General features: G+C 73.9%; 13 protein-coding genes. 12 read left to right on the forward strand and 1 reads right to left on the reverse strand.

What is annotated here, in order from left to right:
- Positions 1-40 precede the first annotated feature (40 nt).
- From AC07VC_RS03840 to AC07VC_RS03895, 12 genes are all read left to right on the forward strand, one after another.
- Positions 41-2,404, forward strand: a complete 2,364-nt coding sequence (locus AC07VC_RS03840; RefSeq protein WP_494676109.1) for an AAA family ATPase — start codon at positions 41-43, stop codon at positions 2,402-2,404.
- Positions 2,401-3,624 carry an McrC family protein gene (locus AC07VC_RS03845; RefSeq protein ID WP_494676108.1) on the forward strand — a complete coding sequence of 408 codons (1,224 nt, stop codon included), beginning with the start codon at positions 2,401-2,403 and terminating at the stop codon, positions 3,622-3,624. Before AC07VC_RS03840 ends, AC07VC_RS03845 begins: the two co-directional genes overlap by 4 nt.
- 225 nt (positions 3,625-3,849) lie before the next feature.
- Positions 3,850-4,422: a hypothetical protein gene (locus AC07VC_RS03850; RefSeq protein WP_494676107.1), complete on the forward strand. Its 573-nt coding sequence runs from the start codon at positions 3,850-3,852 to the stop codon at positions 4,420-4,422.
- A complete protein-coding gene (locus AC07VC_RS03855; protein ID WP_494676106.1) occupies positions 4,419-4,694 on the forward strand; it encodes a hypothetical protein in 276 nt (91 codons plus the stop codon). The genes AC07VC_RS03850 and AC07VC_RS03855 overlap by 4 nt, the downstream gene beginning before the upstream one ends.
- A 251-nt stretch (positions 4,695-4,945) precedes the next feature.
- Positions 4,946-6,604: a TIGR04028 family ABC transporter substrate-binding protein gene (locus AC07VC_RS03860; RefSeq protein WP_494676105.1), complete on the forward strand. Its 1,659-nt coding sequence runs from the start codon at positions 4,946-4,948 to the stop codon at positions 6,602-6,604.
- Positions 6,605-6,659: 55 nt separating this feature from the next.
- On the forward strand, positions 6,660-7,595 hold the full coding sequence (locus AC07VC_RS03865; protein ID WP_494676104.1) for an ABC transporter permease: 936 nt from the start codon (positions 6,660-6,662) through the stop codon (positions 7,593-7,595).
- Entirely contained in the window at positions 7,592-8,443 is an 852-nt protein-coding gene (locus AC07VC_RS03870; RefSeq protein WP_494676103.1) for an ABC transporter permease, read from the forward strand. Before AC07VC_RS03865 ends, AC07VC_RS03870 begins: the two co-directional genes overlap by 4 nt.
- Complete coding sequence (locus AC07VC_RS03875; RefSeq protein ID WP_494676102.1) at positions 8,440-10,161, forward strand: dipeptide ABC transporter ATP-binding protein; 1,722 nt, start codon at positions 8,440-8,442, stop codon at positions 10,159-10,161. Before AC07VC_RS03870 ends, AC07VC_RS03875 begins: the two co-directional genes overlap by 4 nt.
- The gene (locus tag AC07VC_RS03880) at positions 10,158-11,285 is read left to right on the forward strand and encodes a putative FMN-dependent luciferase-like monooxygenase (protein WP_494676101.1); all 1,128 of its coding nucleotides are present in this window, start codon (positions 10,158-10,160) and stop codon (positions 11,283-11,285) included. Before AC07VC_RS03875 ends, AC07VC_RS03880 begins: the two co-directional genes overlap by 4 nt.
- Positions 11,282-11,977: a CMD domain protein gene (locus AC07VC_RS03885; protein WP_494676100.1), complete on the forward strand. Its 696-nt coding sequence runs from the start codon at positions 11,282-11,284 to the stop codon at positions 11,975-11,977. The genes AC07VC_RS03880 and AC07VC_RS03885 overlap by 4 nt, the downstream gene beginning before the upstream one ends.
- Positions 11,974-12,618 carry an alkylhydroperoxidase domain protein gene (locus tag AC07VC_RS03890; RefSeq protein WP_494676099.1) on the forward strand — a complete coding sequence of 215 codons (645 nt, stop codon included), beginning with the start codon at positions 11,974-11,976 and terminating at the stop codon, positions 12,616-12,618. Before AC07VC_RS03885 ends, AC07VC_RS03890 begins: the two co-directional genes overlap by 4 nt.
- The gene (locus AC07VC_RS03895) at positions 12,615-13,361 is read left to right on the forward strand and encodes a VOC family protein (RefSeq protein ID WP_494676098.1); all 747 of its coding nucleotides are present in this window, start codon (positions 12,615-12,617) and stop codon (positions 13,359-13,361) included. The genes AC07VC_RS03890 and AC07VC_RS03895 overlap by 4 nt, the downstream gene beginning before the upstream one ends.
- Before the next feature lie 9 nt (positions 13,362-13,370).
- On the opposite strand, the gene AC07VC_RS03900 is transcribed toward AC07VC_RS03895, so the two are convergent.
- Positions 13,371-14,384, reverse strand: a complete 1,014-nt coding sequence (locus AC07VC_RS03900; protein ID WP_494676097.1) for a trypsin-like serine peptidase — start codon at positions 14,382-14,384, stop codon at positions 13,371-13,373.
- Between the last annotated feature and the right edge of the window lie 39 nt (positions 14,385-14,423).

A 14,423-nucleotide genomic window follows, 5' to 3' on the forward strand; every position in this document is an offset into this window, starting at 1 on the left:
GGTGGGTGCGGGAGAATCGGATGCCGACCAAGGAGGCTCAGTGGAATTCACGATCGACGGAACCCGGTACGACCTGACCCGCGCGGGTGTGGAGGCCGGACTCGCGACGCGCGAACCGGAGACGGTGCACACGTACTCCGTCGAGGTCGATGGACGCCGCTTCCCGGTGAAGCAGGTCTTGGCCGCAGCCACCGGTCTGTCGACCACGGATTTCGACTCCACGCGTGCCCAGCGCATCCTCCGGTCCCTCGGCTTCCAGTTGCTCGGCGGCACCGGAGCTGACATGGGGCCGACTCGGCTAGGGCGCCGCGTCGCCATCTCCGAGGCAGCGGGCGTCGTCCTTCGGGGCGCGCTCCGGCGTCAGCCCTCCGTCCTGGACGGCAGGACCGTCACGTGGACGGCGGAGACCGCGACGGAGCTGCGGGACGCGATCGCGTCGTCGGGCTCGGGCGCGACGTTTCGCGAGCGGCTCGTCGAGCAGCTCACCGGGCGGAGCCGAGCGGTCGTGCTCCTGGCGGCCGAGCTGTGCTTCATCCAACGCCTGCCCCTGATGAACGTCCTCGCCTCGACCAAGCAGGCTCTCGTGCAGGAAGTCATGGACCTGCTCCCCGACCGCCCCCAGGTGCCGGACTCCGTGACGAGGGCCCTCGCCACGCCGGGGACCTTCCACGGGGGACAGGGGTTCAACACCCAGATCCCGCAGCACATCCAGTGGCTGTGCGAGTTCATCCGCCACTGGGAGGGTCTCGATGCTGAGGCGCGGACAGAGGCCATCGACGACCCGTGGCGGTTTCGGGACCGCGTGCTCGATGCCGGCGCGGCGGTCCCCGCCATCCAGAACTCGTTGCTCGCGCTCGCCTTCCCCGAGACCTTCGAGAGCATCGTCTCGGCGGCCGACAAGAAGTCGATCCGCGACGCACTCGCGCCGGTCCTCTCCGCGCCCTCGGGAGACGTGGATGCGGACCTCCTCGCGATGCGGAGGCGGTTGGATCCCGATGACGAGCTCGACATCGGTTGGTACGACGAACCATGGCGGTCGGAATGGCGCGGCTCCGCCCCGAAGTCGGAACGGCGCGGGTGGGTCGTCACCACCGCAGCCGCGGGGCGACCGCTGACGATGCCGCCGGTCAGCTTCGAGGTCCAGCGCAGCAGCCATCGACAGCAGATCCGGGAGGACGCGCTGCGGGCGTGGAGCGGCACCCCGCCGATCCTCGACGTCCTCGGTCAGATCCAGACCGCCACCTCCTACCTCGTCACGATGCGCCCCGGTGACCAGGTGTTCGCCCCTGGGGACGATGGCGTCGCGCTAGGCGTCGTGGGAGAGCTCGACTCGGATCTGCTGCGGGCTGTCGAGTGGGGCCAGACCGTCGACCGATCCGCCCTCCCGGATGCGGTCCTCGACCTCCTCGCAGGAGACGTGCCCCTCTCGGAGGCCCACTACCTGATGCCGGATCCCGTGACGGCGGAACCCGTCACCCCCGAGCCGGCGCCGCCGGGTCCGGTCCGCCTCCCGCGCAGCACCGCGGAGCTGGCCGAGCGGCTGCACTTCGACGCCGGGTGGCTCGACGGCGTCATCGACCTGCTCGAGGAGCGACGCCAGCTGATCCTCTTCGGGCCGCCCGGGACCGGCAAGACGTACCTCGCCCGCGCGCTCGCGTCGTTCATCGCCCCCGCTGGTGCGATGCGGATCGTCCAGTTCCACCCGTCGTATTCCTACGAGGACTTCTTCGAGGGGTTCCGGCCGACCGTCGACGACGCCGGCGCGGCCTCGTTCCGCCTCGCGCCCGGCCCCGTGCGCCTCCTCGCCGAAGCAGCAGCCGAGAATCCCACCGTGCCGCACGTGCTGATCATCGACGAGATCAACAGGGCGAACATCGCGAAGGTGTTCGGTGAGCTCTACCTGCTGCTCGAATACCGCGACGCGAAGGTGTCGCTGCAGTACTCCCCGGAGGAGGATTTCCACCTGCCGGCGAACCTCTTCGTCATCGGGACCATGAACACCGCCGACCGCTCCATCTCACTCGTCGACGCGGCCATTCGGCGGCGCTTCTCGTTCGTCGAGCTGCACCCGGCGGAAGAACCCGTGCGCGGGCTCATCGATCGCTGGTCCGTGGCGAACGACCACGAGGTCAGCCGTGGGGCCCTGCTGCGCCTGCTGAACGACCGCATCGGCGATGTCGACCGCGACTTCCAGATCGGTCCGTCGTACCTCATGGGTCCCTCGGCTCGGACAGAGGCCGGGCTCGCCCGGATCTGGGAGCACGACATCCTCCCGCTGCTCGACGAGCACTACTACGGGCGGTACTCGCGCACCGAGATCCGTGACAGGTTCGGCCTCGCTGCGCTGATGCCCGACGAGATGGAGGCGTCCGTCCTCACGACGGACGATGAGATCGGGGGATGACCCGACTCGAAGTGCCGGAGAACGGCGACTGGGCCCCTGCGCCGTTCGAGTCGGACACGATCGAGGCCGCGTGCGCGGTGGGGCTGTTCGAGTCACGATCCGTTCACGGCGTCGTGCAGCTGAAACCCGTCCTCAACAGGGTCGGGGCGGTCGCCATCGGCATCGACGAGCTGATCGTCCGGCCGAAGGCACCGTTCTCCTCCGTCCTCTTCATGCTCGGGTACGCCCGGGACCCCGGCTTCCGCCCTGATGAGGTGGCGGGAGGCGGGACCGCGCTCTTCCCCGCGATCGCGGAGACCTACGCCCGGCTGATGGAACGAGCACTCGGCCGCGGCGTCCTCCAGGGCTACCTGCGCCTCGACGAGACCGCGCTGACCGTGCGGGGGCGGATCCGCTTCTCCGACCAGATCGCGCGTCGCGGTGGGCAGATGCTCCCCATCGAGCTGACGGTGGACGAGTACACGACCGACATCGCGGAGAACCAGATCCTTCGCGCGGGTGCCCGTCTCCTGCTCGCGATGCCTCGCGTGCCGGACGACGCACGTCGTCGGCTGGCGCACCTCGAGTCGCGGCTGACGGAGGTGTCCGCCCTCGCGCTCGGCGGCGCGCTCCCGGCCTGGCAGCACTCCCGGCTCAACGCCCGATACCACTCGGCGCTGCTATTCGCGGAGTCGGTCCTGCGACGGCTCAGCCCCTCGACGACCGGTGTTGGGCAGCCGATCGCCTCCTTCGTCGTGAACATGGCGGAGGCGTTCGAGGGCTTCGTCACCACGGCGCTCGCCGCGTCGTTCGCCGATGCATCCCGAGGGGTCAGCACCTCGCAGTACGCGACCCACCTCGACGAGGAGCGGGCGCAGCCGATCCGGCCGGACTTCGTCCACTCCGTAAGTGGAGCGCCGCAGGTCGTGGTGGACGCGAAGTACAAGACCGGGGCAGCCCGCGTCGAGGACCTGTACCAGATGCTGGCGTACTGCACCGTCCTGGGATTGACCGAGGGCACGCTCATCTACGTGGCGGATGGTGGCGATGCGCGGTCGACGAGCGCCACCGTGCGGAGAGCGGGTGTGCGGATCAGGACCGCACGTCTGGACGTCTCCGTCTCACCGGAGCTGATGTTGAGCCAGCTCCGGCAGCTGGAAGCGGGCCTCCATGCTGCCCGGGTGGCTGGCGACGCGGGCGTGCGACGTTCACCCATCGTGGGCGGGACGGGGTCGCAATAGGCATCCGGATTCCGCGGGTCGCTGGGCGCCGCCCACGGTCGTGGATCGGAGGGACGGCCCCCTTCAGACCGATGACCGCTCCTCCTGCGCTCCGGCTCTCGCTGCCGCTACCGCCTCTTCTCCACAGCCTCCGGCGCGATCGAGGAACAGGACGCAAAGGGTTGGGCAGGATGGCCCCCACCGGCAGAGCCGGGTCGACATCCGAGAGTCATCAGAGGGGGACGCATGAAGCACGGCACGATCGACATGACCGTCACGAGCGGCAGGCGCACGAGGCTCCTGCTCAGCGTCGCGGTGGCGGCGTCCCTGTTCGCGACGACCCTGGCGCCCGCACCGGCAGCTCACGCGGTGCAGCCAGAGCCGGTGACGCCGAGTGGGACGATCAGCCAGCGCATCGATGACGCGGAGCACGCGAAGGAACTCCAGGCGGGATTGGAGCTCCTCGACTCCATCCCGGATGACGTCCTCCGGACAGGAGACGCGGGCACGGCTGCCTGGTTCCGCGAGCACGCAAGTTCAGCGGAAGATGCCGAGCGCGGGTGGGAGACCATGCAGGCGAGCTTCGTGGGCTGCGCTGCGGCCATCGCGATGGTCATCGCCTCCACCGCGATCCCCGCGGCGAAGATCCTCCGGGTCAAGAGGCTGATCGACGAGTTGGGCGGCGTCGCCAGAGCGGTCCAGATCCTCTGGGGCGCGTCGTTCTCCTGCGAGAAGCTGCAGGTCGTGGGCGGAGCCGCCCTGGCCTTGGCGGGCGAGCTCCTCGGGATCACCTCGATCCAGACGGAGTGCTTTACGTGAAGATCGGGAACACCGTCCGGGTGGTCGGCATCCTCGCCGTCGGTGCGGTGGGAGTGGCGCTGGTGGCGACCGGCCAACGCAACATGGGAGCTCTCCTCCTCCTGGCGGCCCTCGCCGGGGCGTTCCTCACGGGCCACGCGATCCTCGGCGATCCTCGCGGCGTCGGCCGCCTGCGGGAGGGCGTCTCCGCGGCGGACGTGAAGGCGCATCGGCAGCTGCACGGCGGATCCATCTCCGATGCCCTCCGCGGGTCGTCGCGGGGGAGGGAATGAGGGCCGGTTGACGGACGGCGCCCGTGGCTGGATGCCACGGGCGTCGTCCCGCGAGGAGCGTCGCGGTGAGCGTCGGGCAAACGGCGGGACCACCCGCTGGCCGCACGAACCGCGCCCCCACCGCATCCATTCCCCTCATGACGCCCCGTTTCACCCCGTTACGCCGCGTGTTCCGCGGACCTGCGAAACCCCTCCATGCGTGTTGGAGTCGTGTCATCCCACCCGCACACCTGACACGCAGGAGCAGAACCATGCCTCGTCCACCGCGCACCGCCCTCGCCCTCACCGCCCTCGTCGCGGCGACCGGTCTGATGGCCGGCTGCTCGGCCGGGGGCGGGGGAGGGGCGGGGGGAGCCGGGAGCGGCGAGCCGAAGTCCGGCGGCACGCTCACCTACCTCGAGCCGCAGACGTGGACGACGCTGTACCCGCCGGCCGCCGGCTTCTACCCGAACGGCGCGGTCGTGAACAACATCACCGACCGCCTCCTCTGGCAGGACCCGGAGACGCTCGAGCTGCAGCCGTGGATCGCGACCGCTCTTCCCGAGGTCAATGCCGACGCGACCGAGTACACCTTCGACATCCGCGACGACGTCACCTACTCCGACGGCACCCCGCTGACCGCGGAGAACGTCGTCGCCAACTTCGACCTCTACGGCAAGGGCGACACCGCGCGCGCCCTCACGGTCAGCGAGGCGATCAACAACTACGACCGCGGCGAGGTCGTCGACGCCGACACCGTCAAGTTCCACTTCACCGCGCCCGCGCCCGGCTTCGCGCAGGCCACCTCGACCATCAACTCGGGGCTCGTCTCCGACTCCACGCTCGCCAAGGCGGACGACGGCTTCGGGCCGGGGCAGGCCAAGACGGTCATCGGCAGCGGCCCGTTCGTGGTCGGCGACGAGGCCGTCGGCACGCAGATCTCCCTCACGGCCCGCGAGGACTACGACTGGGCGCCGCCCGCGGCCGAGCACCAGGGCCGCGCGCTCGTCGACGGGGTCGACCTCATCGTCGCCGCCGAGGACAGCGTGCGCACCGGCACGGTCGTCGCCGGGCAGGCCGACGTCGCCCGGCAGATCGAGGCGCCCGACGAGGCGCAGTTCCGCACCGGCGACCTGCAGCTCGTCGCCGCAGCCACCAACGGCGTCGACAACGGCCTCAACCTCCGCTTCCGCACCCCGCAGCTCGAGGACGTGCGGGTGCGGCAGGCGATCATCGCCGGCGTCGACCGGCAGGCGATCCTCGACACCCTCTTCAGCGACAGCTACCCGCTCGCCACCGGCGTGCTCGCCACGAGCGCGCTCGGCTACGTCGACACCTCCGCGTACTACGCGCACGACGCAGAGAAGGCCGCCGCGCTCCTCGACGAGGCCGGTTGGACGCTCGGATCCGACGGCGTCCGCCAGAAGGACGGGCAGGACCTGGAGCTCGTGGTCAACGAGGCGCTGCCGCAGCCGCGCTCCAAGGAGGTCGTGACGCTCATCCAGTCGCAGCTCGCGGAGCTCGGCGTGAAGGTGGACCTGTTCTCGGGCGACCAGGCCGCTCAGACCAAGGCCTCGCAGGATCCGGACGCGCTCGAGGTGTACCACTCCATGGTCGGCCGCGCCGACTACGACGTGCTCAAGTCGCAGTACTTCTCGACCAACCGGAACGTGCTCCTCAACCGCGACCCGTCCGACGGCAGCATCGCCGACCCGGAGCTCGACGCGCTGCTCACGGCGATCGCGTCGGAGCCCACGACCGAGGGGCGCCAGGCCGCGTCCGCCGCGGCGCAGCAGCACATCGCCGACCAGGCCTACGTGCTGCCGCTCTTCGAGGAGCCGCAGGTCTACGGGCTCCGCGGCGACGTGCAGGGCTTCGCCACCGAGTCGGTCGGCCGTCCGACCTTCGCGGGCGTCTGGCTGGACCGCTGATGCGCCGGCCGTCGCGCGCGACGGCGCGGCGGGCGGCACGGCGAGGGGGAGCGCGATGAGCTACGTCCTCCGCCGCGCCGGCCAGGCCGTCGTCGTGCTGGTGCTCGCCTACGTCGTGGCCTACGTGCTGCTGGCGGCGCTCCCCGGCGACGCCGTGCTCGCCCGGTACGGCAGCCCGGAGCTCGGCCTGTCGCCGGACCAGCTCGCCGCGATCCGCGAGTCGTACGGGGCCGATCGGCCGCTGATCGTGCGGCTCGGCGAGTCCGCGGGCGGGTTCCTGCAAGGCGAGCTCGGGTACTCGGTGCAGAGCGGCGCGGCCGTGTCCACGCTGCTCGCCACCGCGATCCCGTCGACGCTCGTGCTCGCCGTGCTCGGGCTCGTCGTGGCCGTGGTGCTGGCCGTGCCGATCGCGTTCCTCGCCACCTACGGCGGCGCCCGCTGGATCCGCCGCGTCTTCCGCGACCTGCCGCCGCTGCTCGTCTCGCTGCCGGTGTTCTGGGTCGGGATCATCCTCATCCAGGTGCTGTCGTTCCGCCTGGGGCTCGTGCCGCTGATCGGCGCGAGCCCCGGCGAGGCGCTGATCCTCCCGGTGCTCACGATCGCGGTGCCGATCGCGGCGCCGCTCGCGCAGGTGCTCATCCGCAGCATCGATGACGTCTCCGCGATGCCGTTCGTGCAGGTCGTGCGCTCCCGCGGCGCCGGCACGCCGTGGCTGCTCCTCCACGGGGTCGGCCGGAACGCGCTCCTCCCCACGCTGACCATGGCCGGGCTGCTGTTCGGCGAGCTCGTCGGCGGGGCCGTCGTCACCGAGGCCGTGTTCGGCCGCGCCGGCGTCGGCCAGCTCACCGTGCAGGCCGTCGCCAGCCGCGACAGCCCGGTGCTGCTCGCCGTCGTGGTGCTCTCCACCGTCGCCTACGTCGTCATCAACCTCGTGGTCGACCTCCTCTATCCGGTCCTCGACGCGCGCCTGCGCAGAGGAGGTGCGCGATGAGCGCCACCACGCTCGCCACCCTCGACGCGCCCCGCGCGCGTCCCGCCAGCCGGGCCCGCCTCGCGTGGAGGCTCGTCGTCCCCGTGCTCGTCGTGCTCGTGATGCTGCTGTGGGCGCTCGTCCCCGGCCTCTTCGCCTCCGGCAGCCCGACCGCGTCCGTCGCGCCGTCCCTGCAGGCGCCGAGCGCCGCGCACTGGTTCGGCACCGACTCCACCGGCCGCGACCTCTACACGCGCGTCGTGTTCGGGGCGTCGCAGTCCGTGGTGGGCGCGGTCGTCGCGGTGCTCGTCGGCCTCGTGGTCGGGACGCTGCTCGGCGTCGTCGCGGGGGCGGTCGGCGGCATCGTCGACGACGTCCTCATGCGGCTCGTCGACGTGCTGCTCGCGATCCCCGGGCTGCTGCTCTCCCTCAGCATCGTGATCCTGCTGGGCTTCGGCACCACGAACGCCGCGATCGCGGTGGGCGTCACCTCCATCGCGGTGTTCGCGCGGCTCTCCCGCGCGGAGGTCGTGCGGGTGCGGGTGAGCGAGTACGTGGAGGCGGCATACGGATCCGGCGGCACGCTCGTGCAGGTGCTCCGTCGGCACGTGCTGCCCAACTCCCTCACGCCCGTCATCGCGCTGGCGGCGCTGCAGTTCGGCTCCGCGATCCTGCAGATCTCCACCCTCGGCTTCCTCGGCTACGGCGCCCCACCGCCCACGCCCGAGTGGGGCCTCCTCGTCGCCGAGGGGCGCGACTACGTGGCCACCGCGTGGTGGCTCACGGTGCTGCCGGGCGCCGTGGTCGTCGCCGTCGTGCTCGCCACCAACCGCATCAGCCAGTCCATCCGAGGAGGGCAGCTCGCATGACCGATCCCACGCCTCCGCCCACGTCGGCACCCACGTCGCCGCTCCTCGCCGTGCGCGGCCTCCGCGTCGACTACCGCACGGCGGCGGGAAGGCGCACCGCCGTCGACGGCGTGTCCTTCGAGGTTGCCGCGGGCCGCGTGACCGCGCTCGTCGGCGAGTCCGGATCCGGCAAGTCGTCCATCGCGCAGGCCGTCGTCGGGCTGCTCGCGCAGAACGGGACGATCGCGGGCGGCTCCGTCGCGCTCCGCGGCACGGAGCTGGTGGGCATCGGGGAGTCGCGGCTGCGCGGCATCCGCGGGCGCCGCATCGGGCTCGTGCCGCAGGATCCGGGCAGCTCGCTCGACCCCGTCGCCACCATCGGGCAGAGCGTCGCCGAGGGCTTGCGCATCCACGGCTCCCGCGACCGCCGGCGGAACCGCGCCCGCGTGCTCGACCTGCTCGAGCGCGTCGGCATCGACGACCCGGAGACCCGCGCGCGGCAGTACCCGCACGAGCTCTCCGGCGGCATGCGCCAGCGCGTGCTCATCGCCGCGGCGATCGCGCTGGAGCCCGAGCTGATCATCGCCGACGAGCCCACCAGCGCCCTCGACGTGACCGTGCAGCGGCGCGTGCTCGACCTGCTCGACCGCCTCCGCGCGGAGACCGGGGTGGGCGTGCTGATGATCACGCACGACCTCGCGGTGGCCGCCGAGCGCGCCGACGACGTGGTCGTCCTGCAGCGGGGCCGTGTTCAGGAGCAGGGACCCGCCGCCCGCGTGCTCGCCGCGCCCGCCTCGCCGTACACGCGCGCGCTCCTCGCGGACGCGCCGTCGTTCCGCCAGGTGGTGGAGCGGCGGCCCGTCGTCGTCGACGCGTCGGCGCCGCCGCTCGTGGAGGTCGCGGGGCTCCGGCGGGAGTTCCGCCGCCGCGGATCCACGCCGCTCGTGGCCGTCGACGACGTCTCCTTCGCGGTGCCGCGCGGCACGACGCACGCCATCGTGGGGGAGTCGGGCTCCGGCAAGACCACCACCGGGCGCGCCATCGCGGGCTTCGACCGGCCGACCGCGGGCACCGTGCGGATCGGCGGCGTCGACGTCACCGCGCTCCGCGGGCGCGCGCTGCGGGAGTCCCGGCGCACCGTGCAGCTCGTGCACCAGAACCCGTTCGGGTCGCTGGATCCGCGGCAGACCGTCGCGCAGATCGTCCGCGAGCCGCTGCTCAACTTCCGCGACGGCGGCGACGCCGCATCGCGCCGGGAGGCCGTCGCCGAGCACCTGCGGCTCGTCGACCTCCCGCCCGAGACCGCCGAGCGGCACCCGCGGGAGCTGTCCGGCGGCCAGCGCCAGCGCGTCGCCATCGCCCGGGCGCTCATCCTCCGGCCCGAGCTGGTGGTGCTCGACGAGGCCGTCTCGGCGCTCGACGTGACCGTGCAGGCGCAGGTGCTGCGACTGCTCGCGCGCCTGCAGTCCGAGCTCGGGCTCACGTACGTGTTCATCTCGCACGACCTCGCGGTCGTGCGGCAGATCGCCGACACGGTCTCCGTGCTCCGGCGCGGCCGGCAGGTCGAGGGAGGACGGGTGGACGACGTGTTCCACGACCCGCAGCACGAGTACACGAGGGAGCTGATCCGGGCGATCCCCGGCGGCGGTGCGACCGCGCCCGGCACCGCGGGGCCGGCTCTCCCGGGCCTCCCCGGCACCACCCGTGTCGCCCGCGAGGACGAGGGGGCCCGGGCATGACCGGCGCCCGGCTCGGCTTCTTCGGCCGCGTGCTCGACGCGGGCACGCCGGCGGAGCGCTACGAGGCCGCGCTGGAGCAGATCCAGCACGCCGAGCGCCACGGCTTCGCCTCCGTCTGGCTCGCGCAGCACCACTTCGGCGAGGAGGGCGGCGGGCTGCCGTCCCCGTTCGTGTTCCTCGCGGCGGCCGCCGCGCGCACCTCGCGCATCGGCCTCGGCACGGCGGTGCTCACGCTGCCGATCGAGGATCCGCTGCGGGCCGCCGAGGACGCCGCCGTGCTCGACCTCCTGAGCGGCGGACGCGTGCAGCTCGGCCTCGCGAGCGGCGGCACGCCCGCGTCGTTCCCCGCGTTCGGACGCGACCCCGGGGAGCGGCACGCGCTCTTCCAGGACCACCTCCAGGTGCTGCTCGACGCGCTCGACGGCCGCGGCGTGCGCGGCACGGGCTCCTGCATCTACCCGCCCGCGCCGACGCTCTCGGCCCGCATCTGGCAGGGCACGTTCTCGGTCGCGGGCGGCGCGCGCATCGGATCCCGCGGCGACGGCCTCATGCTCTCCCGCACTCAGCCGCGCCCCGGCACCGCGCCCGACGCGCCGCTGCACGAGCTGCAGCTGCCCATCGTCGACGCGTACCGGGAGGCGCTGCCCGCCGGGGCGCCCGAGCGGGTGCTCGCCTCACGGACGGCGCTCGTCGTGGATCCGGGCGACCTCGCCGCCGCCCGCGCCCTCGCGGAGCCCGCCCTGCGCCGCTTCGCCCGCACGATCGTGGGCGACGCGGCCGACGCCCTCGACCTCGACGCCGTGCTCCGCGTGACCGACACGCACCTCGGCACGGTCGACGAGGTCGCCGACGGCCTCGCCGCCGACCGCACCCTCGACGCGGCGACCGACGTCTCGTTCCAGGTGCACTCCATCCCCGCCACCCACGCGCTGACCCTGCGCAGCCTCGAGCTGCTCGCCACCGGGGTCGCCCCGCGCCTCGGGCTCGCCACCGGATCCGCCGCCGCCGACGGCCTCCGGCACGCGCACCTCGGCGGCGCCGAGCGCATCCCGGCCGACCGGACCCCGGCCGACCGGACCCCGACAGACCGCACCCCGACCCCCGCACGAGGAGGAGCCTCATGACCGGATCCGACACCGCCCGCGCCGCCGACGCGCCCGCCGCCGACGTGCCCCGCGCCGACGTGATCGACCTGCTGGCCGGCATCACGCCCGACCATCCGCTGAGCCGCGTGCGCGACCTGCGCCCCGACGCCCGCGCCAACGCGCAGCGGAGCTTCGAGGCGCTGCTGGAGCCCGCGGACCCCGGCGCGTTCGGCTACGCCGAGCGGTACGCCGTGGCCGCCTTCGTGGCCGGGCTGCACGGATCCGCGCGGGCCGCCGCGTTCTACGCCGACCTGCTCGGCGACGCGGACCCGGACCTCGCGCCCGTCGTCGACCGGGCCGCCCGCGACTCCGCGACCGCCGGCCCGACCGGCGCCTACCGGGAGCCGGGCCTCGCCGACGAGAGCGTGCCCGCGGATCCGTGGCAGCCCGACGCCGCCACGCGCGATGCCCTCGGCGTCCGCCTCGCCGCCGCGCTCGCCCACGCGCACCTGCTCGTGATCCGCCCCCGCGAGTCGAGCCCCGCGGCGCTCCGCGCGCTCGGCGCCGCCGGCTGGACCCCGGACGAGATCGTGAGCCTCTCCCAGCTGGTCGCGTTCCTCGCCTTCCAGCTGCGCGTCGCGTGGGGGCTCACGGTGCTCGCCGCGACGCCCGCCGACGGGTCCGCCGACGGATCCGCATCCGCACCCGCCCCGGAAGGAGCCACCCGATGACCGCCGTCGAACCCGTCACCGATCCCGTCACCGACCCCGTCGACCTCGCCCGTCCCGACGCGTTCACCCAGCAGGGCCTCGGCTGGGTGCCGTGGCTGGAGCCCGTCGCCGAGGACGCCCTCGACGACGCGCAGCGCGCCGCCCTCATCGAGCCCGCGCGCGCCCGCATGCCGTACTTCCGGCTGCTCGCGCGGGATCCGGCTGCGCTCGAGGCCCGCACGCTCACCGACCTCGACATCTTCCACAACCCCGACGGCGGCATCGGCCGGGCCGAGCGCGAGCTCGCGGCCGCCGCCACCTCGCGCGCCAACGGCTGCGTGTTCTGCGCCTCCGTCCACGCGGCCGCCGCGACCCGCTTCTCGGGCCGCGGGGACGACGTGCAGCGCCTCCTCGACGAGGGCACCGACGCGGCGCTCGGCGACGAGCGGTGGGACGCCGTCGTCGCCGCATCCGTCGCGCTCACCGCCACGCCGCTCGGCTTCGGCCCCGCGGACGTCGCCCGCCTCCGCTCCGCCGGCCTCGACGACGCGGCGGTGGTCGACGTCGTGAACGGCGCCGCGTTCTTCAACTGGGCGAACCGGCTGATGCTGTCCCTCGGCGAGCCCGAGGTGCCCGCGACGCGTCGGGGCGCGGGCGCATGAGCGAGGGGTCCGCCGCCGCACCCGCTGCGTCCGCCGCGGTCCCGGCGCTCCTCGACCACGTCGTCATCGCGGGTCCGGACCTCGCGGCGCTCGTCGCCTGGTTCCACGACCTCACCGGCGTCGCGGCGGAGCCGGGCGGCGTGCACCCGACGGGGACCGCCAACGCCCTCGTCGCGTTCACCGTCGACGGCGCCCGCGGCCCGCGCTACCTGGAGCTCATCGGCCCGGATCCAGCGCGAGACGCCGGCGTGGAGCCGACCCGCTTCGGCATCCACCGGCTGACCGCGCCGCGGGTGGTCACCTACGCCATCCACCCGGACGGGATAGAGCGGGTCGCCGCCGACGCCCGGGCCCGCGGGGAGGACCCGGGGCCCGTCGCCGACCTGTCCCGCCGCACGCCCGACGGCACGCTCCTCCGGTGGCGCCTCACGCATCCGCGGGGCGACCGGCCGGACGTGCCCTTCCTCATCGACTGGGGATCCACGCCGAACCCGGGCACCACGATCGGCCCCGCCGTCGAGCTGGTCTCCTTCACGCAGCGGGCCGAGGACGCCGCGGCGACCTCGGCGGCACGCGACGCCCTGGGCCTGCCCCCGGGATCGCTGGCCGCGCTCGGTGCGGGCGGCGCGGGCGCAGCGCGCGGTGCGAGCGACACGGGCGCCACGGACGGCGCCGGTGCCGGCGCAGCAGCCGGCTACGTGCTGCGGGTCCGCCGTGCGGACGGCGGGATGGTCGACATCTGAGGGCCGCGGTCAGCGCGCCTCGACGGCGCGGTACGCCGCCTGGATCACCGGACCCCAGGCGGGGGAGAAGAGCCGGGTCGATCCGAGCGAGCGGTTGGTGCTGACGCTGTACTGCGGGGCGTCCGCGTCGTCGCCCGCGAACCACGGCCCGCCCGACGCGCCCTCGTTCATGGAGCACGCGACGCCCTGTCCGGTCGGAGCGTCATCCGACGACGCGGTGCCGCGGCAGAGCAGGGGATGCCGGCCGTCGGACGGGGGCAGCCCCGGGTACCCGTAGACCGTCGTCGCGAGGTCGCGCCCCGCACCGAACCGCACCGGGGACGCCCCGACCGTCGCGGCCAGCGTGCGCCCGGTCGGGCTGGAGACCGTGAAGAACGCGGTGTCCGACGCCGGGGAGTGGACGCCGGTCCATCCCGCGGGCAGCGCGTACGCGGCGAGCGGCCACGTGCCGAACGGCGCACGCCCGTCCTCGTAGGCGGGGACGAAGGCGATGTGCGCGTGGAAGGCGCCGAAGTCGTCGATGCAGTGCGCCGCCGTCGCGACCGTGACGCCGTTCGCCGACTCCACGGCGTTGGCCGAGCACGTCTGGTAGGTGTCGTCCGCGTTGACCATGTACATGCGGCCGACGTGGGGGACCGGGGCGACGCGAGCGGCCTGGCGGACCGGGGCGGCCACGAGGGAGGAGGCCGGCCCGGTCACGGTCTCCGCGGTCGCGCGGTCCGCTGCCGCGAGCCGTGCGGGCGTCCAGAAGGAGGCGGTCGCTGCGACCTCGTCGGCGGCGAGGGCGACCACGTGCGGTCGGTCCGCGTCGCCGGAGACGGGATCCGCGACGGGCGCGACGGGTCCGCCGGTCCCGGCCGGTCCGCCGAGCGCGACGGGCACGGCGAGCGAGGCTGGCCCGCCGGACGCCGGGGCCCCGGCCCCGGGAGCGCCCCCGAGGAGGGCGACCGCGGCGGTCAGCACCGCACCGGTCAGCACCACGGCGGCGCGGGGGAGGCGAGCGGAGCGGGCGCTGCGGGGCATGGGCGATCTCTCGGCGCGGGGAGGGAGGCACGGCGAGCG

The sequence above is a fragment of the Clavibacter sp. GW821-FHT01D01 genome (assembly GCF_059422605.1).